The sequence below is a fragment of the Streptomyces swartbergensis genome, assembly GCF_002148965.1.
Classification (GTDB): domain Bacteria; phylum Actinomycetota; class Actinomycetes; order Streptomycetales; family Streptomycetaceae; genus Streptomyces; species Streptomyces swartbergensis.
On record NZ_NGFN01000038.1, the window covers coordinates 1 to 26177 of the forward strand.

Here is a 26177-nt window from a genome sequence, read left to right on the forward strand (position 1 = left end):
GGCCGGCGGTATCACCCCCCGAGGAGGGCCGACGGCACGTCGGCCGAGCTGCCCGGGGGGGCGATTCCTGGGAGCCGGCGACGCTCCGACATCCCCGCGACTCGGCGTGGTGCACCCGTCCATGCGTTGGTCGCGATCGGGTGACCTGTTGAGCAACCGGTGGTCAGGAACTCTTCTTCAGCTCCGCGAGTGCCGGGTCGAGGACGATGTCCTCGGCGCGTGCCGCCACCGTCGGTTCCTCGGGGAAGTGACAGGCGGTGAGATGGCCCGCGGGGCTGCCCTCGGCCCTGACCAGTCGCGGTTCCTCGGTGCCGCACTTGTCCTGCGCCTTCCAGCAGCGGGTGCGGAAGCGGCAGCCGGAGGGCGGGTCGATCGGTGAGGGCACGTCCCCGGCCAGCCGGATGCGCTCGCGCCGCTCGGTGGCGTCCGGGTCGGCCTCGGGAACGGCGGACAGCAGCGCGTGCGTGTAGGGGTGCCGTGGCCGGGTGTAGAGCGACTCCCGGTCGGCGACCTCGACGATCTTGCCGAGGTACATCACGGCGACCCGTTCGGAGAAGTGCCGTACGACGGCGAGGTCGTGGGCGATGAAGACGAAGGCGATGCCGAACTCCCGCTGGAGGTCCTGCAGCAGATTGACGACCTGCGCCTGGATGGAGACGTCCAGCGCGGAGACCGGTTCGTCGGCCACGATCAGCTTCGGCCGCAGGGCGAGGGCCCGGGCGATGCCGATGCGCTGGCGCTGGCCGCCGGAGAACTCGTTCGGGTAGCGGTTGTAGTGCTCCGGGTTGAGGCCCACCGTCTCCAGGAGTTCCTGGGCGCGCCGCTTGTGACCCTGGGGCGGGTTGATGCCGTTGAGCCGCATCGGCGTCTCGATGATGGTGCCGACGGTGTGCCGGGGATTCAAGGAGGAGTACGGGTCCTGGAAGATCATCTGGAGGTTGCGGCGGGCCTCCTGCATCCGTCCGGGAGGCCGGTGCGTGATGTCCTCGCCGTCGAACACGACGGAACCGCCGGTGGGTTCGAGCAGCCGGGTGATCAGGCGGCCGGTGGTCGACTTGCCGCAGCCGGATTCGCCGACCAGGCCCAGCGATTCGGCGGGCCCGACCGAGAAGTCGATGCCGTCGACGGCTCGCACCGCCCCGATCTGCCGCTGGAAGATGATGCCCTGCCGGAGGGGGAAGTGCTTCTGGAGACCGCGTACTTCGAGGAGGTTCTCGCCGGTGGGGCGGTCGGTGGTCGGCCCGGTGAGGGACTGGGTGGCGCTCACGTCATGCTCCCTTTCGTACGCCGTCACGGATCTCGTGCTTGGCCTCGTCGGTGAGGTGGCAGGCGGCGAGGTGTCCGCCCGTGCCGGGGACGAGGCGCAGCTCGGGCCGTTCCACGGTGCAACGCCCTTCCGGGACCCAGCCCTTGTAGGCGCAGCGGGGGTGGAAGGAGCAGCCGTCCGGCAGGTTGATCAGGCTCGGCGGGGTGCCGGGGATCGGGTTGAGCCGTTCGCCGACGTCACCGGTGAGGTGCGGCATCGACTGCAACAGGCCCCAGGTGTAGGGGTGCTGGGGCTGCTTGAGGACGTCGCGGGTGGTGCCGTACTCGATCCGGCGGCCGCCGTACATCACCAGGATGTCGTCGGCGATGTCGGAGACGACTCCGAGGTCGTGGGTGATGATGACGACGGCGGAGCCGAACTCCTCCTGGAGGTCGCGGATCAGGTCCAGGATCTGCGCCTGGACGGTGACGTCCAGGGCGGTGGTGGGCTCGTCGGCGATGAGCAGGGCGGGGTCGCAGACCAGGGACATGGCGATCATGGCGCGCTGGCGCATGCCGCCGGAGAACTGGTGCGGATAGTCCCTGACCCGGCGTTCGGGCTGCGGGATGCCGACCCGCTTGAGCATCTCGACCGCGCGGTCCCTGGCCTCCTTCTTGGAGACCTTGTGGTGGACGCGGTAGGCCTCGGCGATCTGGGCGCCGACGGTGAAGAAGGGGTGCAGTGCGGAGAGCGGGTCCTGGAAGATCATGGAAACGGTGCGGCCGCGCAGTTCGCGCATGTCGGCCTCGGGCAGGGCGACGAGTTCCTTGCCCTCCAGCCAGATCTCGCCGCTGACCTGGGCGCGGGTGCCCTTGTGCAGTCCGAGCAGGGCCAGCGAGGTCACCGACTTGCCGGAGCCGGACTCGCCGACGATGCCGAGGGTGCTGCCCTTCTCCAGGGTGAAGGAGACGCCGTCGACGGACTTGACGAGCCCGTCCTCGGTCGGGAAGCGCACTTTCAGGTCGCGTACGTCGAGGAAGGGCGCGGGTGCGGGCGTGACGTCCGCGGGCTGCGGTGAGGTCTGAACGGACACGGGTGTTCCTAAGGACGAAAGGAGGGCTCAGGCGAGGCGCACGCGCGGGTCGACGAGGCCGTACACCAGGTCGACGACCACGTTGGCGAGGACGACGAACGTGGCGGCGAAGAGCGTGGTGCCGAGGATGACGGGCAGGTCGGAGTTCTGGACGGAGTCGACCGCGAGCTTGCCGATGCCGTTGATGCCGAACACCGACTCGGTGATGACCGCGGAGCCGCCGATCAGGGAGCCGACGTCCATGCCGAAGATGGTGATGATCGGAGTGATGGCGGCGCGCAGTCCGTGCTTGAGGACGACGGTGGCGGCCGGGAGTCCCTTGGCACGGGCGGTGCGCATGTAGTCCTCGGCGAAGACCTCCAGCATGGAGGAGCGGGTGAGCCGGGTGTACATCGCGAGGTAGACGATGACCAGGGTGGCCCACGGCAGGATCAGGCCCTTGAACCAGCCGGCCGGGTCCTCGGTGATCGAGGTGTAGCCGGAGGTCGGCAGGATCTGGAACTTGTCGACGAAGAGGTACAGCAGGAGCAGACCGATGAAGTAGATCTGCACCGATACGCCGAACAGGGCCAGTCCGACCGCCGCCTTGTCGGCGGCCCTGCCCCTGCGGACCGCGGCGACGGTGCCGAGGCCGACGCCGAGGATCAGGAACGCCACGGCGGCGCCGAGTCCGAGGGAGAGGTCCGCCGGGAAGTCCTGGAGGAGCGTGGTCAGGACGGGCGTGTCGGTCTGGAAGGAGACGCCCAGACAGGGCGCGCCGCAGTGGATGCGGACGCTCTGGTCACCGTAGTCGCGGCCGGCGACCAGCCCCTTGAGGAACTCCCAGTACTGCGTCAGGGAGCTCTGGTCCAGGCCCAGCGAGTGCTTGATCTCCGCGAGGCGGGACGGGGAGCAGGTCTTTCCGCAGGCCAGGAGCGCGGGGTCGGACGGCAGCGCGAAGAAGATGAAGAAGGTGATCGTGGTGATCACCAGCATGATCACGGCCGCTGCCAGCAGGCGTCTGATGAGGTAACGAAACATGAGGTGCCGGGACCTGACGTGAGTGGGATGCCCGCCGGCGGCCGGGACCGCCGGCGGGGTTCAGGAGCTTCAGGAGGGACGTGTCACTGCTTGATGTAGGCGTGCACCAGGCTGGGTTCGGCCATGATCGAGTCGTCGATGACACCGCCGACCTTCGAGCCGCTCACTTCGCTGAAGTTCATGTACATCAGCGGGACCACCGCGGCGTCCTTCAGGATCTGCTCGTCCAGCTCCCCGTAGGCGGCGTTGCGCTGCTTGATGTCGGTCATCTTGCCGATCTTGTCGATCTGGGCGTTGACCTTCGGGTCGTTCAGGTACGAGAGGTCGTTGTTGGACTGCGGGAGCTTCTTGATCTGCCGCCCGTCGAAGAGGGTGGGCAGCACGGTGGAGGCGTTCGGCCAGTCCGCGATCCAGTCGCCCCAGGTCAGGTCGTACTGGTTCTTCACATTGTCAACGGTGCTGAAGTAGTTGTTCTTGTCGATCGGAGTGATGTTCACCGTGATGCCGATCTTCGCGAGCGCTGTCTTCACGGCGTCGGCGAAGTGCTCCTGCGTGGGGATGTTCTCCACCGCCAGCGACATCGTCGACTTGGGGTTGCCGGCCTGCTTCATCAGGGCCTTGGCCTTGGTGAGGTCACCGGCGGGGTTGCTGCTGTAGAGGTTGAAGTCCTTGTGGCCGTCGATGCCGGGGGCCAGCATCGTGGTGGCGTAGTTGCCGTAGGCGGAGCCGCCGAAGGCACCGCGCACGGTGGTCTTGTCCACGGCGTACTCGATCGCCTGGCGGACCTTGATGTCCTTGACCCGGTTCATGTTGATCGCCATGTAGTTGATGCCCGGTGCCGGGATCTTGTAGTAGCGCGACTTGAGCGACGGGTCACCCGCCATCGTCGTCAGGTCGGAGCCGGCGATCGGCGTCTGTGTGATCGAGGTCTGGGCGCTGCCGCCGTCGGACTTGATCTGCTGGTCGATGGCGGCCTGGTCCTGCCCGAACTTGGCGTCGATCTCGTCGAGGTTCTGCTGGCGGATCGGGTCGGTCGACTGGCTCCAGTTCTTGTTCCGGACGAGGACCAGTTCCTTGTTCTTGGTGTACGACTTGATCATGTAGGGCCCGTCGGACCAGACGTGTGTGTCGTAGGTGGCGCCCGTGTCGTGGGCCTTGGGGACCGCCGACCAGCCGGTCATGGCCGTCGTCTCGTTGAAGTCGGCGACCGGCTGGTTGAGATGGAAGACGAGGGTGTACTTGTCCGGTGTCTGGATCGAGGGCAACTGCTTGCCCTGGTACGGGCCCTTGTAGGAGTCTCCGCCGGCCAGCCACTGACTGGCGTACGGCGGGCCGCCGTTGATGTCCGGGGAGAACGCCCGCTCGACGCCGTACTTGACGTCCTGCGCGGTGACTTCGGAGCCGTCCTGCCACTTGACCCCGTGGCGCAGGTGGAACGTCCACACGGTGGCGCCCTTGCTGGGCGTTCCCGTGTCGGTGGCCAGGTCGCCGACCAGCTTGGGCTCGGACCCCGCCTCGTCCCATCCGGTGAGGGTGCGGACGAGTTCGTAGTCCATGCTCGAACCCTCGGTGGTGTACGTCCGCTGAGGATCGATGTGGTTGAAGTCCGCGTCGTCGAGGATCGTCAGCGTGCCGCCCTTCGACGGGGCGCCGCTGCCACTGTTGTTGGAGGAACCTCCGCATGCGGTGGCCCCCAGGGCGATCATCACGGCGGAGGCCGTGAGAGCGACCGTGCGCGATCTGCGCTTGCTGCGCGTCATTGAGGAAACTCCGTTTCTTGCTACGGGCCCGGCGGCCGTTCGTGGGACCGCCGGGCCGACACTCGGGGGGTGGCTTGTCAGCCGCGCCCGGCGCGGGGATCCAGGGCGTCCCGGACGCCGTCCCCGAGGAGGTTGAGCGCCAGGACCAGCAGGAAGAGCAGGACACCGGGCACGAAGAGGTACATCGGGTCCTGGAGGAAGAACTGGGAGGCGTCCGACAGCAGGGCTCCCCAGTCGGGGTTGGGCGGGATGACGCCGACGCCCAGGTAGGACAGGGCCGCCTCGGTGGTGATGTTCTGCGGGACGGCGAGGGCGAAGGAGATCAGGATCGGCGCCCACAGGTTCGGCAGCAGCTGCCGGAAGAGGATGTGCCGCCGGCCGGCGCTCATCAGCCGCGCGGCGTCGACGAACTCCCGCTCACGCAGGGACAGCACCTGTCCGCGCACCAGGCGGGCGGTGTACGCCCAGGCGAAGACGGCGATGTTGAGGACCAGGACGAGCAGCCGGAGGTTCTCGTCGGTGCCGCCGTGGCTGTTGGTCTGCAGCGCGTTCTGGATCACCGGCGTGAGCGCGATGATGAACAGCAGCTGCGGGAACGCCAGCATCACGTCCATGACCCGGGACAGCAGGGAGTCGACCCAGCCGCCGAAGTAACCGGCCGCGAGCCCTGCCACGACACCGACCGCGGTGGACAGCACGGCCGAGGCGAAACCCACGTAGAGGGAGGTGCGCAGGCCGTAGACGATGCGGGCGAACAGGTCGTAGCCGGTGCCCGGTTCGACGCCGAGGAGGTGCTGGGCGCTGATGCCTCCCAGCGATCCGTAGGGGAAGTTGCCCGTGTCGGGGTTGATCGCCTTGTTGTCGGGCGTGATCGGTCCCCAGCTGGTCAGCGCGGTGAGGACCGGCGCGAGCAGTGCGATCGCGATGAACAGGAGGGTGGCCACCAGGGCGGCCGTGGTGACCTTGTCCCGCCTGATCCGCTTCCAGGCCATGCGGGCCGGTGAGCGGCCGGCGACGACCGTGCCGCCGGTTCTGGGGTCCTGCGTCGCCGGCTCGGTCAGGAGCGCGGTGCCGCCGCCGGCGTCGGCCGGCTGGTGTTGCGTGGTCATCGTACGGACATCCCGGATCTGCCCCTGAGGCAAGGAAATTGAGTGGCGGTCGCAATCACCGCCGTGAGACTCTGCGGACTTTCGCAATGCCGTGCGAGTCCGGTCAAGCCGAGCAGGGGCCAGAAAAGGGATTGTTTGCGGTCATGGAAAAGTGTTGACGAGAGCAGGGAAGGTGATTACCCGCCGCGTGAACGAGTGCGGGAGATTCCTTGGGCAGCACTTAGCAATGGGTCCGCGGACGTTTCCTTTTGCTTTTCCCTCGGAATCCCCCGCGCCGGGTAAAGGGCGGGAGCGGAGAGCTCGGCGTCAGCCGACCGGTACCCCGGCTTCCAGATAGAACGCCGCTCCGCGTTCGCGTGCCCTCAGGGCCCAGCGCAGCCGCTCGTAGCGGACCGGTGGCAGCAGGTCGGCGGCCTCCTCCTCGGTCACGAACCGCCAGTCGCGCAGCTCCGGCCCGGGCAGCAGCATCCGTCCGGCCTCCGTGGAGTCGAGGCGGCCGCCGTCGAACAGGAGCCGCAGTCCGCCGAACCCGGGGGGCGAGGGGCGCTCCCAGTCGACGACGAGCAGGCTCGGCACCTCGTCGAGGTGGATGCCGGTCTCCTCGGCGACCTCCCGCACACCGGCGCGTGCGGGGGCCTCACCGGGTTCGACGACCCCGCCGGGGAACTCCCAGCCGGCCTTGTAGGTGGGGTCGACGARCAGGACCSGGTCCTGTTCGTCGAAGAGGAGCACACCGGCGGCGAGTGTCTCGGCGGTGGGCTCGGGCGTCTGCACGATGTCGCAGACGGGCACGGAGCCGCTGGTGACGGCCTCGGCGATCCGGGCGGCGGTCTCGTGCGGTGTGAGGTCGCTGGTGTCGACCGGGTGGGCGTCGGCGGCGAGCCAGGATGCGAGTGCGGCCCGGTACGGCTCGATGTGGTCGAAGGACCACTGGCGTATTCGCATCTCGCCGTCGGGCAGGTCCCGCGGAACCTCGCGGCCCGCTATCCGCTCCCGCAGTATCGTTTCGGCCGGAGCGAGCAGGATGTGGCTGACCGGAATCCTGCGGGCGGCCAGGCCGCCGAAGATCTCGTCGCGGTACTCCTGGCGCAGCAGGGTCATGGGGACCACCAGGGTCCCGCCGAGTTCGGCGAGCATCGCGGCCGCCGTGTCGATCACGAGCCGGCGCCAGATCGGCAGGTCCTGGAAGTCGCCGACCTCGGCGAGGTGTTTGGGCGGCAGCAGATACCGGAGCGCTCCGCCGATGACCTCGGGGTCGAAGAGCGTGCTGTTCGGGATCAGTTCGATCAGTTCCTGTGCGGTGGTGGTCTTCCCCGCACCGAACGCGCCGTTGATCCAGACGACGGTCACAGGTCCCCCTCTTCTGTTGGCCCCCTGAGGCTTGCCCGCTCCACCCTGCCACGGAAACCAGCCGCAGTTGAGGGCGCATGACGACGGCGCCGGCGCCCCCTCACTCGGGAGCGCCGGCGCCGTGGGCCGGGACGGGCGGACCGTCAGCCCTTCTTCTTCTGGGTGCCCTTCTTCTGCGCACCCTTCTTCTTCTGGACGCCATCCTTCCCGGCCACCGACAGGCCGTCCTTCCCGACGGTCTGGTCGAGCGTCTTGAGGGTCTCGTCCACGTTGATGGCGGGGAGCTTCTCCCCGATGGCGTGCGACGGAGTGACCGCGGCGACGACGAAGCCGGTGGCCAGGGAGGCGATGGCGAGCATGCTGCGCTTCTTCATGCCCGACTCAACTGCCGGACCCCCTCCGGGGTCACGCCGCTGGGCCGTTCGGGGGAAGCGGTCGGCTTCAGCCGAGCCCGGTACCCCAGGTGCCGGGCCCGCCGCCGCGCCACTCGATCAGGCCCGACGCCGCCACGTACGCCTCGTCCGCGTCCTCGATCCCCGCCCGCCGCAGGAACTCGGCGACGTCCAGCAGCCCGTACGCGATCCCCAGGAACTGGTCGTCCACGCGTACCCGCCTGCCACCGTCGGTGGCGGGCGGGTAGACCACGACGGGTTTCACGGACGCCATGGCACCAGGGTGCGCGGGAACGGCGCCGGACGCTCGCCGGAGCAGGCCGTTCAGCCCGCCTTCTGCGTCTGCCGGAATTCGTGGACGTCGGCGGTGAGGGTGCCGTCGTGCTGCTCGTAGTGGGACAGGGCGAGGCCCAGACCGAAGAAGGTAGGTGCCCATTCGCCGACGAAGATGCCCCAGCGGTCGGCACGGGCGAGGCCGGTGCCGGGTTCCATCTTCAGCGAGCCCACCCAGGCGACGACGCTGAGGCCGACGGACGCCATGGCGGCCATGTAGGCGTGCTCACTGCGGACGCCCATCTCGTGCATCTTCTTGATGATCATCAGCGGCTCCGTTCTGTGGGGGGATTCCGGAGACGGAGTGCCCTCGGAGCGCGCCACTATTCGCCCGTTTTGCTACTTATGTGAAAACCGGGGTGGTCGTGACGGTCGTGAGGCGAGTGACTCCATGGCGCACTCGCCTCACGACCGTTCCAGAGGACCGCGTCAGGCGCTGACGTAGGCCGCGAGGTGCTCCCCGGTCAGGGTGGAGCGGGCCGCGACGAGGTCGGCCGGTGTGCCCTCGAAGACGATCCGGCCGCCGTCGTGACCGGCGCCCGGGCCGAGGTCGATGATCCAGTCGGCGTGCGCCATGACCGCCTGGTGGTGCTCGATGACGACGACCGACTTGCCGGAGTCGACCAGCCGGTCGAGCAGGCCGAGCAGCTGCTCCACGTCCGCGAGGTGAAGCCCGGTGGTCGGCTCGTCAAGGACGTAGACGCCGCCCTTTTCCGCCATGTGCGTGGCCAGCTTCAGGCGCTGCCGCTCGCCTCCGGAGAGGGTGGTGAGCGGCTGGCCGAGGGTGAGGTAGCCGAGCCCGACGTCGGCGAGCCGCTCCAGGATCTTGTGCGCGGCCGGGGTGCGGGCCTCGCCGCTGCCGAAGAACTCCTCGGCCTCGGCCACCGACATCGCGAGCACCTCGCTGATGTCACGACCGCCGAGGTGGTACTCCAGCACCGACGCCTGGAACCGCTTCCCCTCGCAGTCCTCACAAGGGGTGTCGACGCCGGCCATCATGCCCAGGTCGAGATAGATGACTCCGGCGCCGTTGCAGGTGGGGCAGGCGCCCTCGGAGTTGGCGCTGAAGAGGGCCGGCTTCACGCCGTTGACCTTCGCGAAGGCCTTGCGAATCGGGTCGAGCAGCCCGGTGTAGGTCGCGGGGTTGCTGCGCCGCGAGCCCTTGATCGGGCTCTGGTCCACCGAGACGACCCCCGCGTCGGCCGGGATCGACCCGTGCAGCAGAGAGCTCTTGCCGGAGCCGGCGACACCGGTGACGACGGTCAGCACCCCGAGCGGGATGTCGACGTCGACGTCTCGGAGGTTGTTCGCCGACGCACCCCGGATCTCCAGCGCGCCGGTGGCCTTGCGCACCGTCTCCTTCAGGGTGGCCCGGTCGTCGAGATGACGGCCGGTGACGGTGTCCGCGGCCCGCAGCCCCTCGACCGTGCCCTCGAAGCAGACGGCGCCGCCCGCCGTGCCGGCGCCGGGGCCGAGGTCGACGACGTGGTCGGCGATCGCGATCGCCTCCGGCTTGTGCTCCACGACGAGCACCGTGTTGCCCTTGTCCCGCAGCCGCAGCAGCAGGTCGTTCATCCGCTGGATGTCATGCGGGTGCAGGCCGATGGTCGGCTCGTCGAAGACGTAGGTGACGTCCGTGAGCGAGGAGCCGAGGTGGCGGATCATCTTCACGCGCTGCGCCTCACCGCCCGACAGCGTGCCCGCCGGACGGTCGAGCGAGAGATAGCCCAGGCCGATCTCCACGAACGAGTCGAGCGTCCCCTGCAACGCGGTGAGCAGCGGCGCAACCGACGGCTCCGAGAGCCCCCGGACCCACTCGGCCAGGTCCCTGATCTCCATCGCGCAGGCGTCGGCGATGCTGATGTTGTCGATCTTCGAGGATCTGGCGCCCTCGCTCAGCCGGGTGCCGTCGCACTCGGGACAGACGGTGAAGGTGACCGCCCGCTCCACGAACGCCCGGATGTGCGGCTGCATCGCCTCCTTGTCCTTGGACAGGAACGACTTCTGGATCTTGGGGATCAACCCCTCGTAGGTGAGGTTGATGCCGTTGACCTTGATCTTGACCGGTTCCGCGTAGAGGAAGGCGTGCATCTCCTTCTTGGTGTACTCGCGGATCGGCTTGTCGGGGTCGACGAAGCCCGACTGGGCGTAGAGCTGCACGGTCCACTGGCTGTCCGACTTCCAGCCGGGGATGGTGAACGCACCCTCGGACAGCGACTTGGAGTCGTCGTAGAGCTGGCTGAGGTCGATGTCGGAGACCTTGCCGCGGCCCTCGCAGCGGTTGCACATGCCGCCGGTGCGCTCGAAGGTCGCCTTCTGGGCCTTGGTCTTGGCGCCGCGCTCGACGGTGATCGCGCCGCTCGCCCGGACGGAGGCGGTGTTGAAGGAGTACGCGCTGGGCGGGCCGATGTGCGGCTTGCCGAGCCGGCTGAAGAGGATGCGCAGCATCGCGTTGGCGTCGGTGGCGGTGCCGACCGTGGAGCGGGGGTCGCCGCCCATCCGCTGCTGGTCCACGGCGATCGCGGTCGTCAGCCCTTCGAGCACGTCGACCTCGGGCCGGGCCCGGTTCGGCATGAAGCCCTGCAGGAATGCGCTGTAGGTCTCGTTGATCAGCCGCTGCGACTCCGCGGCGATGGTGTCGAACACGAGCGAGCTCTTGCCCGAGCCGGAAACGCCCGTGAACACCGTCAGCCGGCGCTTGGGGATCTCGATGCTGACATCCTTGAGGTTGTTCTCGCGCGCGCCGTGCACGCGGATCACGTCGTGGCTGTCGGCAACGTGCGGGCCGGACGACTGTCCGTCCGTCCTCATGGCCATGCTCATCGGTCTCCATCTGTCGGGCGGGGCTGCCGCGGTCGGACGATCTGGCTTCCCCGCGCCGGCCCGGAGGTACGGCGCGGGGGTGTTGCGTGTGGGTCTGCGGGCCGGCTGCTACCGCGCCGTCACGGCTTCAGCTGCTGGATGCGGACCATGTTGCCCGCGGGGTCGCGGAAGGCGCAGTCGCGAACGCCGTACGGCTGGTCCACGGGCTCCTGGACCACCTCGGCGTCACCCGCCTGCACCCGCTCGAAGGCGGCGTCGACGTCGGGGGTGGCCAGCACGATGCTGGCGTAAGTGCCCTTGGCCATCATCTCGGCGATGGTCCTGCGCTCGTCCTCGGTGATGCCGGGGTCGGCGGCCGGCGGATGCAGCACGATGTTCGTGCCGGGCTGGCCGACGGGGCCGACCGTGATCCAGCGCATGCCCTCGTAGCCGACGTCATTGCGGACTTCGAAGCCGAGGGTGTCGCGGTAGAACGCCAGGGCGGCGTCCGGGTCGTCGTGCGGAAGGAAACTGGCGTGAATGGTGAGGTCCATGGCCATCACGCTAGTTTCGGCTCGGGGTGGGCGCTTCTCGATTCCTGATCGGTCTGGTCACCTGTTTCGCCACGCACGACGGAATTCCCGCGGTGGCGAGGACCGCTTGGCGCCGGAAAGCGCTGGGCGGCATGCCGACCAGTTCCGTGAAGCGGGTGCTGAAGGTGCCCAGCGACGAGCAGCCGACCTCGAAACACACCTCGGTGACGCTGAGGTCTCCACGGCGCAGCAGCGCCATGGCTCGCTCGATGCGGCGCGTCATGAGATAGCTGTACGGCGACTCGCCGTAGGCGCGCTTGAACTCGCGGCTGAGATGCCCGGCCGACATGTGCACACCCCGGGCCAGCGCCTCGACGTCCAGCGGCCGTGCGTACTCCCGGTCGATCCGGTCCTTGACCCGGCGCAGGAGCGCGAGGTCGCGCAGGCGCTGCGCCGGGGCGGGTCTGCTGGTCACATGCGCGATCGTGCCACATCGCACAGACATTCGGGCGCTTTCCGAGAGAAAACCCGGTATCCCGGACCGGCGTCCGTCAGGTGTAGTACGTGTCGAACGTTCCGACCCACCACGCGGCGAGCGGCAGGAGGCACACCTGCACTCCGGCCGTGATCCAGCACCGGCCGAGGACCGCGATCCCGAAGGTCCACCACGCCGTGGTGCGCAGCGCGCTCACCACTACGGCCTGGTACCCCTGCCCGGTCGGGTCCATCATGCCGGGATAGCCCATCCAGTCCTCGGTGAAGACGCCGTCCGCGACGTGCCGGGCTCAGGGACGTGCCGGGCCCAGGGACATGCCGAGCCTCAGGGACATGCCGGGCCCAGGAACGCGCCGGGCTTCGGAGATGTCCCGCCTGAACGTTCCTGCCCGGTCTCACACCCCGGCCGCGGCCGGGTCCGCGCGCCTCGTCAGTGCGGCCGCCGCCGCTCCCACCAGTCCGGCGTCGGTGCCCATCTGGGCCGGGGCCACGGTCAGGTGCCGGACGAAGGACAGCGTCGCGTACGTGCTCAGGGCCCTGCGCAGGGGGGCGAACAGGACGTCGCCCGCCTTGCCCACTCCCCCGCCGATCACGGCGATGTCGATCTCCACGAGAGTCGCGGTCGCGGCGATCCCGGCGGCCAGGGCCTGGGCGGCCCGCTCGAAGGAGGCGACGGCGACCGGGTCGCCGGCCCGGGCCGCGGCGGCCACCGAGGCGGCGGACACGTCACCGTCGGGGCCGGGCCGCCAGCCGTTCTCCAGGGCGCGCCGGGCGATGTTGGGGCCGCTCGCGATGCGCTCCACACAGCCGTGCGAGCCGCACGGGCACAGATCGCCGTCGAGGTCCACGCTGATGTGGCCGATGTGGCCCGCATTGCCGGTCGGTCCGGCGTGCAGCCGGCCGCCGAGCACCAGGCCGCCGCCGACGCCCGTGGAGACGACCATGCACAGGGCGTTGTCGTGGCCGCGGGCGGCTCCCTGCCAGTGTTCGGCCGCCGTGATCGCCACACCGTCGCCGATCAGCTCGACGGGGAGGCCCCCGGCTGCGGCCCGGACGTGTCCGACGAGCGGGTAGTCGCGCCAGCCGGGCACGTTCACCGGGCTCACCGTGCCCGCCGACCTGTCCACCGGACCGGCGCTGCCGATCCCCACGGCCGTGGCCCGCTCCCAGAGCGGCGACCCGGTGAGTTCGCCGAGCACCTCCGCCACGGCCCGCATCACGGTGTCGCCGTCCTCGCGGGCGGGCGTCGGCCGCTGGGCGCGGACCAGGATCCGTCCCTGGCCGTCCACCAGAGCGCCGGCGATCTTGGTGCCGCCGATGTCGAGCGCGGCCACGAGGTCGGTGTGCATGAGTGTCGGAACTCCCCGTCAACGGTGAAAGGACTGGCCGGCCAGCAGCGGAGCACGGTCCGGAGATTGCGGTGGACAGTCTCCCCCGAGCCTGACAACGTTGTCCAGGCTCTATGCTCGACGCCACATCCTCATACAAACCCAGGACCGACGCACCCCCGTGGACGACAGGACAGGACACCGCACCGTGCCCGAGACCAACCTCCGATCCGCCACGCGCTACGGCACCCGGCCGACCATGAAGGACGTCGCGGCACGTGCCGGGGTCGGCCTCAAGACGGTCTCCCGCGTCGTGAACGGGGAGCCGGGCGTGACCCCGGAGACGGAGCGGCGTGTCCAGGAGTCCATCGACGCGCTCGGTTTCCGCCGCAACGACAGCGCCCGGGTGCTGCGCAAGGGCCGTACGGCGAGCATCGGCCTGGTCCTGGAGGACCTCGCCGACCCGTTCTACGGACCGCTGAGCCGGTCGGTCGAGGAGGTGGCCCGCGCGCACGGCGCCCTGCTGATCAACGGCTCCAGCGCGGAGGACCCGGACCGTGAGCAGGAGCTGGTGCTGGCCCTGTGCGCGCGGCGGGTGGACGGGCTGGTGGTGATCCCGGCCGGTGACGACCACCGGTATCTGGAGCCCGAGCTCAGGGCGGGTGTCGCCACGGTGTTCGTGGACCGGCCGGCCGGGCACATCGACGCCGACGTGGTCCTGTCGGACAACTTCGGCGGTGCCCGGGGCGGCGTCGCCCACCTCATCGCGCACGGGCACCGCCGGATCGGCTTCATCGGCGACATGCCCCGCATCCACACCGCCGCCGAACGGCTGCGCGGCTACCGGGCCGCGATGGAGGACGCGGACATACCGGTGGCCGACTCCTGGATGTCCCTCGGCGTCACCGACCCCGAGCGGGTGCGCAGGGCGGCCGAGGAGATGCTGTCCGGCCCGGACCCCGTCACCGCGATCTTCGCGGCCAACAACCGGGTGACGGTCACCGTGATCCGCGTGCTCGCCGAGCAGACCCGCCGGGTGGCCCTGGTCGGCTTCGACGACATCGAGCTCGCCGACCTGCTCCAGCCGGGCGTCACGGTCGTCGCCCAGGACGCTGCGGCCATCGGCCGTACCGCCGCGGAACGCCTCTTCCGGCAGTTGGACGGCACCCTGGTCACCCCCGAACGCATCGAGCTCCCGACCCGGCTGATCACCCGCGGCTCGGGCGAGCTGCCCCCGGCGGACTGAGCGGCCCATGGAACATACGGAGCACATGGACCACGTCACCGATCGCACACTGCGAGCACTCGGCCTGGCCGAGGCGCCGCGCGAACACCCCCTGCTCTACCCGGGCGCGTGGCCCGCCGGCTCCGGGCTCCTCGACGGGGACCGCTTCCTGCCGCTGGACCGGCTCGTGCACGAGGACCGCACGCCGGTTCTCGCCATCGGCTCGAACGCCTGCCCGGGGCAACTGCGGCACAAGATGGAGGAGTTCGGGATCATGTCGCCGATCCCGATGGTGAAGGCCCGGGTGACGGGCGTCGACGCGGGTGTGTCGGCGCATGTGAGCCGCATGGGGTATGTGTCGGCCTCGCCGGTCGGCGCGCCCGACACCGTACGGGAGTTGTTCGTCATCTGGCTCGACGCCGAGCAGCTCGCCGTGATCGACGCGAGCGAGGGCGTGCCGGTGCCGGCCGGCAACTACGACCGTGCCTGGCTGCCTTCGCCCGACGTGCGCATCGACCTGGCGGACGGCACGCGCCTGCCCGGGGCTTACGCGTACGTCAACCGGCACGGTGTCCTGCACGACGGCACCGGCGTGCCGCGCACGCACCCGGGCCAGCGGGTGCTGCTCACCGAGCTGCTCGTCGGCCTGCCGCGCTTCCGAGAGCTGTTCGGCGTCGTGCCCGAGGAGTTCTGCGCACGGGCCCGCTCCGACCGGCGGCTGTGCGAGCGGGGCACGCGGCTGTTCGTCGAGGAGAAGCTGGTGACGGCCTCCGGGCTGGAGCGGTACGCGGCGGTGTCGCTGCGCGCTCAGCAGACCGGGAGCCCGGGGACGGCCGCGTCGTTGTCGCCGCCCTTGATGTAGACGTCGCTGACCCAGACGTCCGTGTTGCCGCTGTCGTCGTCGGTCTTGGCCCACCAGATGTTGGTCCACCGGCCGTCGGTCTCTCGCCGGCCCAGGTTCTGCTGGCAGTAGAAGTAGTTGGTGCCGGCGTTGAGGACTCCGACCTCGGTGCCGGAGGCGGTGTACGACTTGGCGGTCTTCCAGACCTGGCAGTTGTACTTGCCGCCGCCGATGGCATGGCAGACGGGTGCCTCGGTGGTGGTTCCGCCGCCGCCTGTCGTACCGCCGTCGCTGGATCCGCCGCCGGTGCCGCTGCCTCCGGAGGCATCGCCGGACGTTCCTCCGGTCGTGTCGCCGGTGGCGCCGCCGGAGGACTTGGCGGGGGCCGAGGTGGTCGCCCGGCCGTTGGGCTCCGGTTTCTTCTCGTCCCCGGGCTTCTTCGACGGGGTCTTGCCCTTGTCGTCGCCCTGTCCCTCGGGGCTGGGGGCGTTCGAACGGTCGTCGGTGCGACCGGGCTCGGCCGCGGGGGCCGCGGCATCCGCACGGGCGGCGTCGGTCCGCGCGCCCGTGCCCTTGCCGTCGGAGTCGGCCAGCAGGGCGACCGTGGTACCGGCCGCCGCGAGGACGACGGTGACGGCCGCGGCGGCGAGGAGGACCCGGGCCTTACGGCGAGGCGTGGCGGGGGAGTTCATCGGGCCCGTGGCAACAGAGGCGCCAGGGGCGGGGCTGCCCGGGCCGGCCGGCCCGAAGCCCTGCGGGCCGGGTCCTGGGTCGTGCGGGCCGGGTCCTGGGTCGTGCGGGCTGGGCTCCGCAGCGTGCGGGCCGGGAACTGCGACGTGCGGACCGGGCTCCGCAGCGTGCGGGCCGGAAACTACGACGTGCGGACCGGGCTCCGCAGCGTGCGGGCCGGAAACTACGACGTGCGGACCGGGCTCCGCAGCGTGCGGGCCGGAAACTGCCGCGTCGGGAACTGCGACGTGCGGACCAGCCCCCGAGCCGTGTCGGCCAGGCTCTGAACCCTGCGGGCCGTGTCCTGCGCCGTGCAGGCCGGGCTCCGAACCACGCTGAGCGGACCCTGCGCCATCCGGGCCGGGGACTGCGCCGCGCGGACCGTGTCCCGAGCCATGGGGAGCGGTCCCCGATCCATCCGAGCCGAGCCCCGAGCCCTGCGGACCGGGCGCTGCTTGCGCCGGCCGCCCCGAGCCCGAGTCCCACTGTCCCGGTGCGCCGGAGGCGGTCGCTCCAGGAGTGCCGGTGGTTCCGGAGGCGGCAGCCGTGCCGGTGCCCGGGGTGCCCGGGTCCTCGTGGGGTCCGGCGGCACCCGGCCGCACGTGCTGCGGTGGGCCGAATCCCGGCGGTACCGACGGGACACTGCGCTCCGTCTCGGGGCGTGTCGGTGAGGTCGGGGCCGCAGGACCTCGCAGTGTGGACGTCGGCGTGTCCGTGCCGCCCGTGTCCGCCACCGTCTGGAGCATCTCGCGCGCCCTGTCGGCCTCCGGGCGGCCCTCGGGGCGCTTGTCCAGCAGCTGCTGGAGGATGGGGCTCAGAGGTCCGGCGCGCCGGGGCTCGGGCAGCGGCTCGGTGACGATCGCGGTGAGCGTCGAGAACGTGGACGTACGGCGGAAGGGCGAGGAGCCCTCGACGGCCGCGTACAGCGTGGCGCCCAGGGCCCAGATGTCGGAGGCGGGGCCCGGGTCGGCGCCCTGGGCCCGCTCGGGGGCCAGGTAGTCGAGGGAGCCGACGAGTTCGCCGCTGCGGGTGAGGTGCGTGGCCGAACCGTCGCCCGGGTCGTCCATCGTGGCGATGCCGAAGTCGGTGAGGACGACCCGGCCCGAGCGGTCGAGCAGGATGTTGCCGGGCTTCACGTCGCGGTGCAGGACGCCCGCACGGTGGGCGGCGGCCAGCGCGTCCATGACCTTGGCACCGATCCCGGCCGCCTCGCGCGCGTCCAGCGGGCCGCGGTCGCGCAGTACGTCGTCCAGGGACGGCCCGTCGACCAGCTCCATGACGATGAGGGGGCGGCCGTCGACCTCGGCGATGTCGTGCACGGCGATGACTCCGGTGTGGCGCACCCGGGCCGCCGCACGCGCCTCGCGCTGCATCCGCACGCGCAGACCGGCCAGTTCGGGGCCGGCCGCGTCGGTGTAGGTGCGCAGTTCCTTGACGGCCACCTCACGGCCGAGGACCTCGTCGACGGCCTTCCAGACGACGCCCATGCCGCCGCGCCCCAGCTGGGCGGTGACGCGATAACGGCCTGCCAGCAGCCGACCGGCCCCGTCCGCCTGCCCGTACTCCCCCGTTGACACCGCTGCCCCGTTCCTCTGACCCCACCGGTTTCACCGACACGTCCACGCGTAAGTGGCGTACAGACTACGGGGCGGCGGTGACAGTGACAGCCGGTGGTGACGGCTGTGACAGTGCCGGTACGTGCGGGCCGGACCGTCGGGAAGAAGCCGTCAGGCGGACGCCGTCAGGTCCCCCCGCCGGGGCACCGCGAAGCTCTCCAGGTCGGCGCGGGTCAGGCCGGTCAGCCGGGCGACCTCCCCGATGTCCAGGGCGCCGCAGTCCAGGCCGCGCAGCAGGTAGCCGCTGAGGGCCTTGGCGGTGGCGGGTTCGTCCATGACGTCGCCGCCGGTGCGGTTGGCGTAGCGGGCGAGGCGGGCGGCGGCCTGCTCGAAGCCCTCGCGGTAGAAGGCGAAGACGGCCGCGTAACGGGTGGGGATGTGGCCGGGGTGCATGTCCCAGCCCTGGTAGTAGGCGCGGGCCAGGGCGCGGCGGGTGAGGCCGTAGTGCAGGCGCCAGGCGGCGTGCACCTTCTCGGTCGGGCCGATGGGCAGGACGTTGGTGGAGCCGTCCGAGACGCGGACGCCGGTGCCGGCCGCGGCGACCTGCATGACGGCCTTGGCGTGGTCGGCGGCGGGGTGGTCACTGGCCTGGTGGGCGGCGGAGACGCCGAGGCAGGCGCTGTAGTCGAAGGTGCCGTAGTGCAGGCCGGTGGCGCGGCCCTCGGCGGCCTGGATCATGCGGGCGACGGTGGCGGTGCCGTCGGCGGCGAGGATGGCCTGGCTGGTCTCGATCTGGATCTCGAAGCCGATCCGGCCGGGCTCCAGGCCGTGCGTCTTCTCGAAGGCGTCCAGCAGCCGCGCCATGGCGGTGACCTGCTCGGCGTAGGTCACCTTCGGCAGGGTGAGGACCAGCCCACCGGGCAGGCCGCCGGCCTCCATCAGACCGGTGAGGAAGATGTCGAGGGTGCGGATGCCCCGGGCGCGTACGGGCGCTTCCATGCACTTCGTGCGGATGCCCATGTAAGGGGCCGCGGTGCCGTCCTGGTACGCCTCGGCGATCAGCCGGGCGGCGCGGGCGGCGGCCTCGTCCTCCTCGGCGTCGGGGCGGTTGCCGTAGCCGTCCTCGAAGTCGACGCGCAGGTCCTCGATCGGCTCGCGCTCCAGCTTGGCGCGCACGCGCGCGTGGACGGGCTCGGCGAGTTCGTCGGCCAGGCCGAGGACGGCGGCGAAGGACGCGGCGTCCGGGGCGTGTTCGTCGAGGGCGTCCAGGGCGCGGTCGCCCCAGGAGCGGATCGTGTCGGCGGCGAAGACGTCGCCGGGGACGTAGACGGTGTGGACGGGCTGGCGGGTGCCGGGGTCTCCTGGGTAGCGGCGCTCCAGCTCGGCGTCGACCGGCGCGAGGGAGGCGCTGATCTCCTCGCAGACGGCGCCCGCGAGGCTCGTCGCCACCTTCTCCTGCTGGCCCTGACCCATTCCGAGACCCTCCTGTTTTCCGCTGTACGGAATCAACAATCCGTAGAGCGAAGTTATCGGCCGACCTTCGGGCTGGTCAACACCGTCTTGAAGTGGGATTCCCCATCCTTCACCCTTGGTCACTGCCGACCCGCCGTCTTCTTCCGTATTCAGAAGACAAGCTTCATCCTGACGTGCAAGGGGAGGGAGACCACGTGCCGAACGAGGCCGGAGTGACGCGCCGCCACGGGCTCAAGGCGGCGGCGGCCGCCGCCATCACGGGACCGCTGCTCACCACCGCGGGCCCCACACAGCCCGCTTCCGCCGGCGAGCACCCGGGCGCCCTGAACGTCATGACGTTCAACGTGCGCTTCGCGACCGTCGTCGACGAGACACCGCGCTGGACCGTGCGCCGACCGGTGATGCGAGAACTGCTGCGCCGCGAGCGACCGCACGTCATCGGCACCCAGGAAGGGCTCTACCAGCAGCTGCGCATGATCGAGACAGATCTCGGCGGCCACTACGACTGGATCGGCACCGGACGCGGGGGCGGCAGCAAGGACGAGTTCATGGCGATCTTCTACGACACGCGCAGACTCGACCCGGTCGAGTTCGATCACTTCTGGCTGTCCGACACCCCGAACACGATCGCCTCGAACACCTGGGGCGCGGACTGGCTGCGCATGGTGACCTGGGTCCGTTTCGCCGATCTCGCCAACGGGGGACGGGAGTTCTACGTCCTCAACACCCACCTGGACAGCGTCAGCCAGTACGCCCGGGAACGCTCGGCGGGGGTCATCGGCGAGACGATCGCCGGGTGGGACCGGTCGTTACCGGTCATCGTCACCGGCGACTTCAACGCGGACGCCCACGACAACCGGGTGCACGACCTGATGCTGGACATCGGACTGGTCGACGCCTGGGACGCGGCGGCCTCGCGGAGTCCGGCGTACGGGACGTACCACGGCTACCGGGGGCCCAGGCCCGGCGGGCGGCGCATCGACTGGATCCTCACCACGCCCGGGGTTACCACGCACTGGGCCGGGATGAACACCTTCTCCGTGGACGGGACGTACCCGAGCGACCACCTGCCGGTGCAGGCCTCGATGACCCTGGGATGAGAAGAGGCCCCCGTGACCGTTCGTGCTTAGGTTCTAGCGATCGTCGCAACACCCCAGCTCAAAGGGTGCGATGTTCGAGATCCGCAGGACACGGACGGTGGCTCAGGGCCGCAGGAAGCTGACCCGTGAGCGGGAGGAATACTTCCGGCTCGTGCAGCAAGGCGTGAGTTACACGGAGGCGGCCAGGGCCGTCGGCATCAACCTCCGCACGGGAAAGCGGTGGCGTAACGACCGGAACCCCTGCGGCCGGCAGAAGGCGGCACCACCGGCCAGAGCGGTGGTGCCGCCTTCTGGTGCGTCCCGGTACCTGCGTGAAGCCGACCGGATCYACATCGCCGACCGGCTCCTGGASAAGGCGACGGTCCGCGCGATCGCCGCCGAACTGAGCCGCAGTCCCTCCACCGTCAGCCGGGAGATCCGCCGCAACCGGCACCCCGTCAACGGCCGGTACCGTCCCTTCGCCGCCCAGGCCCGCGCGGATGACCGCCGTCCCCGCCCCAAGCCCCGGAAGATCAGCCAGGATCCCGAGCTCCGGGCCGCCGTCCAGGCAGGTCTTGACCAGCGGTGGAGCCCGGAACAGATCTGTCACGCTCTGCGCAGACAGTTCCCCGACCGGCCGGAGATGCACRTGGTCCACGAAACCGTCTACCAGGCGCTCTACGTGCAAGGGCGCGGAGCACTGCGCCGGGAGCTGGCCGGCGCCCYGCGCACCGGACGCGCCCGCCGCAAGCCCCACCGCCAGGCCAACTGCCGACAGCCGCGCTTCAGGCGATCCCATGGTGATGATCAGCGACCGCCCGGCCGAAGCGGACGACCGGGCCGTGCCCGGCCACGGGGAAGGCGACCTCATCATCGGCAAGAACAGCGGCTCGGCGACCGGCACCCTGGTCGAACGCAGCACCCGCTACGTGATGCTCCTCCACCTGCCCGCCGACCACACCGCCGCCAGCGTCCGAGACGCCCTGACGCAGACCGCACACAGGCTGCCACCACACCTCAAGCGGTCCCTGACCTGGGACCAGGGCTCCGAAATGGCCGCCCACCACAGCTTCACCGTCGCCACGGACATCCCGGTCTACTTCTGCGACCCGGCAAGTCCCTGGCAGCGCGGCTCCAACGAGAACACCAACGGCCTGCTGCGGCAGTACTTCCCCAAGGGAACTGACCTGTCCGTCCACAGCCGCGAGCGCCTGGACGACGTCGCCGCCCAGCTCAACGGCCGCCCACGCAAAACACTCGGCTGGGAAACCCCAGCCGAGCGTCTGCATAAACTGCTCGCCGTCTGACACAACCGACCATGTGTTGCGACGATCCCTAGAAACCGCCGTGCGGTCACGGGGGCCTTCCACAACCGGAGCCGATCAGCCCTTGCGGGTCTTGATCTCCTCGGTCAGGGCCGGGACGACGTCGAAGAGGTCGCCGACGACGCCGTAGTCGACGAGGTCGAAGATCGGGGCCTCGGCGTCCTTGTTGATCGCCACGATCGTCTTCGAGGTCTGCATACCGGCACGGTGCTGGATCGCGCCGGAGATACCGGAGGCGATGTACAGCTGCGGCGAGACGGACTTGCCGGTCTGGCCGACCTGGTTGGTGTGCGGGTACCAGCCGGCGTCCACCGCGGCGCGCGAGGCGCCGACGGCCGCGCCGAGCGAGTCGGCGAGGGCCTCGATGATCGCGAAGTTCTCCGCGCCGTTGACGCCACGGCCGCCGGAGACCACGATCGCGGCCTCGGTCAGCTCCGGACGGCCCGTCGACTCACGCGGCGTACGGCCGGTGACCTTGGTGCCGGTGGCCTTGTCGGAGAAGGTCACGGACAGCGCCTCGACCGCACCGGCGGCCGGGGCGGCCTCGACGGCCGCGCTGTTGGGCTTGACCGTGATGACCGGGGTGCCCTTGGAGACACGGGACTTGGTGGTGAAGGACGCGGCGAACACCGACTGCGTGGCCACCGGGCCCTCCTCGTCGGCCTCCAGGTCGACGGCGTCGGTGATGATGCCGGAGCCCAGACGCAGCGCCAGACGGGCGGCGATCTCCTTGCCCTCGGCGGAGGACGGCACCAGCACGGCCGCCGGGGACACCTCGGCAACCGCGGCCTGGAGGGCGTCCACCTTCGGTACGACCAGGTAGTCGGCGTACTCGGCGGCCTCGTGCGTGAGCACCTTCACCGCGCCGTGCTCGGCGAGCGCGGCGGCGGTGTCACCGGCGCCGTTGCCCAGCGCGACGGCGACCGGCTCGCCGATGCGGCGGGCCAGGGTCAGCAGCTCCAGAGTGGGCTTGCGGACGGCACCGTCCACGTGGTCGACGTAGACGAGAACTTCAGCCATGGGACTTCTTCTCTCCTGCTTGCGAAAGATGAGGGGCGGTCAGCGAATGCGGGGCTCAGATGAACTTCTGGCCCGCGAGGAACTCAGCGAGCTGCTTGCCGCCCTCGCCCTCGTCCTTGACGATCGTGCCCGCGGTACGGGCCGGACGCTCGGCCACGTTCTCGACGGTGGTGTAGGCGCCCTCCAGGCCGACCTCCTCGGCCTCGATGTCGAGGTCGGACAGGTCCCAGGACTCCACCGGCTTCTTCTTGGCCGCCATGATGCCCTTGAAGGACGGGTAACGCGCCTCGCCCGACTGATCGGTGACCGACACGACCGCCGGCAGGGACGCCTCCAGCTGCTCGGAAGCGGCGTCGCCGTCACGGCGGCCCTTGACCGTGCCGTCCTCAACCGACACCTCGGACAGCAGGGTCACCTGCGGCACGCCCAGACGCTCGGCGAGCAGCGCGGGCACGACGCCCATGGTGCCGTCGGTGGAGGCCATGCCGGAGATCACCAGGTCGTAGCCGGCCTTCTCGATGGCCTTGGCCAGGATCAGGGAGGTGCCGATGGCGTCGGTGCCGTGAATGTCGTCGTCCTCGACGTGGATCGCCTTGTCCGCACCCATGGACAGCGCCTTGCGCAGCGCGTCCTTGGCGTCCTCCGGGCCCACCGTCAGGACGGTGATCTCCACGTCGTCGGAGTTCTCGGAGATCTGCAGCGCCTGCTCGACCGCGTACTCGTCGAGCTCGGAGAGCAGACCGTCCACGTCGTCCCGGTCGACGGTCAGGTCATCGGCGAAGTGCCGGTCGCCAGTGGCGTCGGGCACGTACTTCACAGTGACAACGATCCTCAAGCTCACGCCGGCTCTCCTACTGCATCGTCATTTCCATGCTGCCTACTCGCAGGCAGCATAGGCGCCTCAAGCGGCCGATCCCGGTCGGGGCGACCCACGCTCCGAGCGAAATATTACTCGTCAGTACACATAGTTCGTTCCCGCTAAGCAAGCGCTTTGAACTGTGACCTTCGCAACGCAGCGTAACCGGAACTCGACGGTCCCGCAGCCCGGGGAACACGTGGATCAGTCGCTCAGGCGGTTGAAACGTCCCTGGTGGTAGAGGAGCGGCCGGCCGGTGCCCGTGGGGTCGCCGAGCACGACCTCCGCGATCACGATCCGGTGGTCTCCGGCGGGCACGCGCGTGACGACCCGGCCCACCAGCCAGGCCAGCACGCCGTCGAGCACGGGGACTCCCTCGGGCCCCTCGCGCCAGGCGGTGGGCGGCGCGAAACGGTCGGCTCCGCTGCGGGCGAAGGTGGCGGCCAGCTCCTGCTGGTGCTCGCCGAGTATGTGGACGCCGACATGGCCGGCCGCCGCGATCGCGGGCCAGCTGGAGGAGCCGGTGCCGACCCCGAAGGAGAGCATGGGCGGCTCGGCGGAGACGGAGGCGAGGGAGGTGGCGGTGAAGCCCACCGGACCGGCGTCGCCACGGGCGGTGATCACGGCGACCCCCGCCGCGTGCCGCCGGAAGACCGAGCGCAGGAGGTCGGGCGTGGCGAGAAGGTCCGCAGGCATGGGGTCAGGCTGACGATAAATGGTGGGCGCAGTCAAGTTCGTTCCCCGATGTGGGAGATGGCTCACTGACCGGGTCGCGTCCCTCACACCGCCTCCCCCAGCGCGGCGATCACATCGGCCTTGCGCGGCTGGCCGGTGGCCCGCCGCACCACCCGGCCGTCGGCGTCGAGGACCAGCACGGTCGGGGTCTTGAGGATGTCCAGCCGTCGTACGAGGTCCAGCTGGGCCTCGGCGTCGATCTCGACGTGGGTCACGCCCGGGACCATGCCCGCGACCTCGCCGAGGACCCGCCGGGTCGCCCGGCAGGGCGCGCAGAACGCGCTGGAGAACTGCACGAGTGTGGCCCGCTCTCCCAGGTCCGCGCCCAGTTCGGCCGCGTCCAGCCGCTTGCCGTCGTCCCGCCCGCGCACCCGCACTCTCCCGCTCCGCCGCCGTTGCAGCACTCCGTAGGCGCTCGCCGCCGCGAGCACCAGCACGCACACCACCAGTCCGGTCATCACCTGTTGCAAGCGTTCACGAGACCGCAAAGATTCCCGCCCGCTCCACGGACCCGTGCTGCGGAATGCTTGCTTCCCATGGACATCGATGTGAGAGGGCCACGTTTCGGCGCGGCCGTGACGACCGTCGTCCTGGCGGCCGTCCTGGTCACGGGGAGCGCGTGGCTGCTGGCCTGGCAGACGCTGGCGTTCCTGCTGGGCGCGGCCGGCGGGGCGACCCGGTCGCCCTACGGCTTGCTGTTCCGGAAGGCCGTACGGCCGCGGCTCGGGCCTCCGACCGCGTTCGAGGCGCCCGAACCGCCGCGTTTCGCCCAGGCGGTGGGGCTGTTTTTCGCCGCAATCGGGCTCGTCGGCTACACCCTGGGAGCCGGCTGGCTTGGTCTCGCGGCGACCGGCGCCGCGCTCGCGGCAGCCTTCTTGAACGCCGTGTTCGGGTACTGCCTGGGGTGCGAGATGTACCTGCTCGTACGGCGGATGACGGTAGGCCTGAAGTAATACGGACGTAAAAGCCCGAGGTGGGGTCCGGCGGAGACGTGACGAGAATCTCTTCACGGGCGGGCACGGGGACTGGCTACCCGGCCGTTCTTCGGGCACGATCTCGACAAGCCGTAAACCTACGGCTGCGTAACTTTCCACTGGGAATCCCTTCCCAGGCAGAGCAGGAAGGGTCCGACCCGCCCATGGCAGAGCTCGTCTACCGTCCCGTCGTCGGTTGCGCCCGCACGCTGTTCAAGGCGTGGGACCTCAAGATCGACTGTCAGGGTTCGGAGAACATCCCGCGCTCGGGCGGCGCCGTGCTGGTGAGCAACCACATCAGCTACCTGGACTTCGTCTTCAACGGCCTGGCGGCGCTGCCGCAGAAACGTCTCGTGCGCTTCATGGCGAAGGAGTCCGTCTTCCGTCACAAGATCTCGGGCCCGCTGATGCGCGGGATGAAGCACATCCCCGTGGACCGCAAGCAGGGCGAGGCGGCCTACGCGCACGCCCTGGACTCACTGCGGTCGGGCGAGATCGTCGGCGTCTTCCCCGAGGCGACCATCTCGCAGTCGTTCACACTGAAGAGCTTCAAGTCGGGTGCCGCGCGCATGGCCCAGGAGGCCGGCGTCCCGCTGATCCCGATGGCGGTGTGGGGCACGCAGCGGCTGTGGACCAAGGGCCACCCCCGCAACTTCAAGCGCAGCCACATCCCCATCACGATCCGGGTCGGCGAGGCGGTCGAGGCCTCCCGCGACAAGTACGCGGGCGCGATCACCCGTCAGCTGCGCGAGCGCGTCCAGGAACTCCTCGAGGCCGCCCAGCGCGCCTACCCCGTACGCCCGAAGGGCCCGGACGACACCTGGTGGATGCCGGCCCACCTCGGCGGCACGGCTCCCACGCCGGAGCAGGTGCGGGAGGCGGACGCGCACTGACACCCGGGGG

The 26177-nt window shown here is 70.2% G+C and carries 25 protein-coding genes and 1 pseudogene; 6 read left to right on the forward strand and 20 right to left on the reverse strand.

What is annotated here, in order from left to right; translation table 11 throughout:
• Positions 1-163: 163 nt before the first annotated feature.
• The 14 genes from CA983_RS09040 to CA983_RS09105 form a co-directional block, all read right to left on the reverse strand.
• Entirely contained in the window at positions 164-1267 is a 1104-nt protein-coding gene (locus tag CA983_RS09040; RefSeq protein WP_086600356.1) for an ABC transporter ATP-binding protein, read from the reverse strand.
• A gap of 1 nt (position 1268) precedes the next feature.
• Positions 1269-2339 carry an ABC transporter ATP-binding protein gene (locus CA983_RS09045; RefSeq protein WP_086600357.1) on the reverse strand — a complete coding sequence of 357 codons (1071 nt, stop codon included), beginning with the start codon at positions 2337-2339 and terminating at the stop codon, positions 1269-1271.
• 27 nt (positions 2340-2366) lie between these two features.
• Positions 2367-3359, reverse strand: coding sequence for an ABC transporter permease (locus CA983_RS09050; RefSeq protein WP_086600358.1), 993 nt, complete (start codon positions 3357-3359; stop codon positions 2367-2369).
• An 83-nt stretch (positions 3360-3442) separates the two neighbouring features.
• Entirely contained in the window at positions 3443-5119 is a 1677-nt protein-coding gene (locus CA983_RS09055; RefSeq protein ID WP_086600359.1) for an ABC transporter substrate-binding protein, read from the reverse strand.
• A 77-nt stretch (positions 5120-5196) separates the two neighbouring features.
• Entirely contained in the window at positions 5197-6228 is a 1032-nt protein-coding gene (locus CA983_RS09060; RefSeq protein WP_086600360.1) for an ABC transporter permease, read from the reverse strand.
• Positions 6229-6534: 306 nt separating this feature from the next.
• Positions 6535-7578, reverse strand: a complete 1044-nt coding sequence (locus CA983_RS09065) for an NUDIX hydrolase (protein WP_086600361.1) — start codon at positions 7576-7578, stop codon at positions 6535-6537.
• A 143-nt stretch (positions 7579-7721) separates the two neighbouring features.
• Complete coding sequence (locus CA983_RS09070) at positions 7722-7952, reverse strand: hypothetical protein (RefSeq protein ID WP_086600362.1); 231 nt, start codon at positions 7950-7952, stop codon at positions 7722-7724.
• Positions 7953-8019: 67 nt separating this feature from the next.
• Positions 8020-8244: a hypothetical protein gene (locus tag CA983_RS09075; RefSeq protein ID WP_086600363.1), complete on the reverse strand. Its 225-nt coding sequence runs from the start codon at positions 8242-8244 to the stop codon at positions 8020-8022.
• Between the two features lie 50 nt (positions 8245-8294).
• Positions 8295-8570: a hypothetical protein gene (locus tag CA983_RS09080; RefSeq protein WP_086600364.1), complete on the reverse strand. Its 276-nt coding sequence runs from the start codon at positions 8568-8570 to the stop codon at positions 8295-8297.
• Positions 8571-8732: 162 nt separating this feature from the next.
• Positions 8733-11126 (reverse strand): ATP-binding cassette domain-containing protein, encoded by a 2394-nt coding sequence (locus CA983_RS09085; RefSeq protein ID WP_086600365.1) that lies wholly within the window; start codon positions 11124-11126, stop codon positions 8733-8735.
• Positions 11127-11245: 119 nt separating this feature from the next.
• Entirely contained in the window at positions 11246-11659 is a 414-nt protein-coding gene (locus tag CA983_RS09090; RefSeq protein WP_086600386.1) for a VOC family protein, read from the reverse strand.
• 10 nt (positions 11660-11669) lie between these two features.
• Positions 11670-12143, reverse strand: a complete 474-nt coding sequence (locus CA983_RS09095) for a helix-turn-helix transcriptional regulator (RefSeq protein ID WP_425276437.1) — start codon at positions 12141-12143, stop codon at positions 11670-11672.
• A gap of 46 nt (positions 12144-12189) precedes the next feature.
• A complete protein-coding gene (locus CA983_RS09100) occupies positions 12190-12369 on the reverse strand; it encodes a hypothetical protein (protein ID WP_244206763.1) in 180 nt (59 codons plus the stop codon).
• Between the two features lie 159 nt (positions 12370-12528).
• Entirely contained in the window at positions 12529-13482 is a 954-nt protein-coding gene (locus CA983_RS09105; RefSeq protein WP_086600367.1) for an ROK family protein, read from the reverse strand.
• A gap of 160 nt (positions 13483-13642) precedes the next feature.
• Here CA983_RS09105 and CA983_RS09110 point away from each other — a divergent pair, with 160 nt between their 5' ends.
• The gene (locus CA983_RS09110; RefSeq protein WP_086600368.1) at positions 13643-14707 is read left to right on the forward strand and encodes a LacI family DNA-binding transcriptional regulator; all 1065 of its coding nucleotides are present in this window, start codon (positions 13643-13645) and stop codon (positions 14705-14707) included.
• A 25-nt stretch (positions 14708-14732) separates the two neighbouring features.
• A complete protein-coding gene (locus CA983_RS09115; RefSeq protein ID WP_086600387.1) occupies positions 14733-15548 on the forward strand; it encodes a hypothetical protein in 816 nt (271 codons plus the stop codon).
• Here the strand turns inward: CA983_RS09115 and CA983_RS47740 are convergent.
• Entirely contained in the window at positions 15494-17833 is a 2340-nt protein-coding gene (locus tag CA983_RS47740; protein WP_244206765.1) for a serine/threonine-protein kinase, read from the reverse strand. The two genes, CA983_RS09115 and CA983_RS47740, sit on opposite strands and share 55 nt — an antisense overlap.
• 150 nt (positions 17834-17983) lie before the next feature.
• A complete protein-coding gene (locus CA983_RS09125) occupies positions 17984-19285 on the reverse strand; it encodes a DUF6986 family protein (RefSeq protein ID WP_086600369.1) in 1302 nt (433 codons plus the stop codon).
• 194 nt (positions 19286-19479) lie between these two features.
• On the opposite strand from CA983_RS09125, the gene CA983_RS09130 reads away from it, so the two are divergent.
• Together CA983_RS09130 and CA983_RS09135 are read left to right on the forward strand one after the other, a co-directional pair.
• Positions 19480-20385, forward strand: a complete 906-nt coding sequence (locus tag CA983_RS09130) for an endonuclease/exonuclease/phosphatase family protein (RefSeq protein ID WP_086600370.1) — start codon at positions 19480-19482, stop codon at positions 20383-20385.
• A gap of 70 nt (positions 20386-20455) precedes the next feature.
• Positions 20456-21671: pseudogene (locus tag CA983_RS09135) on the forward strand (IS30 family transposase).
• 75 nt (positions 21672-21746) lie between these two features.
• On the opposite strand, the gene CA983_RS09140 reads toward CA983_RS09135, so the two are convergent.
• From CA983_RS09140 to CA983_RS09155, 4 genes are all read right to left on the reverse strand, one after another.
• On the reverse strand, positions 21747-22709 hold the full coding sequence (locus tag CA983_RS09140; protein WP_086600371.1) for an electron transfer flavoprotein subunit alpha/FixB family protein: 963 nt from the start codon (positions 22707-22709) through the stop codon (positions 21747-21749).
• Positions 22710-22764: 55 nt separating this feature from the next.
• Entirely contained in the window at positions 22765-23550 is a 786-nt protein-coding gene (locus tag CA983_RS09145; RefSeq protein WP_086600372.1) for an electron transfer flavoprotein subunit beta/FixA family protein, read from the reverse strand.
• A gap of 219 nt (positions 23551-23769) precedes the next feature.
• Positions 23770-24261: a flavin reductase family protein gene (locus CA983_RS09150; RefSeq protein WP_086600373.1), complete on the reverse strand. Its 492-nt coding sequence runs from the start codon at positions 24259-24261 to the stop codon at positions 23770-23772.
• 83 nt (positions 24262-24344) lie between these two features.
• Entirely contained in the window at positions 24345-24758 is a 414-nt protein-coding gene (locus CA983_RS09155; protein ID WP_208636924.1) for a TlpA family protein disulfide reductase, read from the reverse strand.
• A 78-nt stretch (positions 24759-24836) separates the two neighbouring features.
• On the opposite strand from CA983_RS09155, the gene CA983_RS09160 reads away from it, so the two are divergent.
• Together CA983_RS09160 and CA983_RS09165 are read left to right on the forward strand one after the other, a co-directional pair.
• Entirely contained in the window at positions 24837-25253 is a 417-nt protein-coding gene (locus tag CA983_RS09160) for a DUF4395 domain-containing protein (RefSeq protein ID WP_086600374.1), read from the forward strand.
• 185 nt (positions 25254-25438) lie between these two features.
• Positions 25439-26167 (forward strand): lysophospholipid acyltransferase family protein, encoded by a 729-nt coding sequence (locus CA983_RS09165; protein ID WP_086600375.1) that lies wholly within the window; start codon positions 25439-25441, stop codon positions 26165-26167.
• Positions 26168-26177 lie beyond the last annotated feature (10 nt).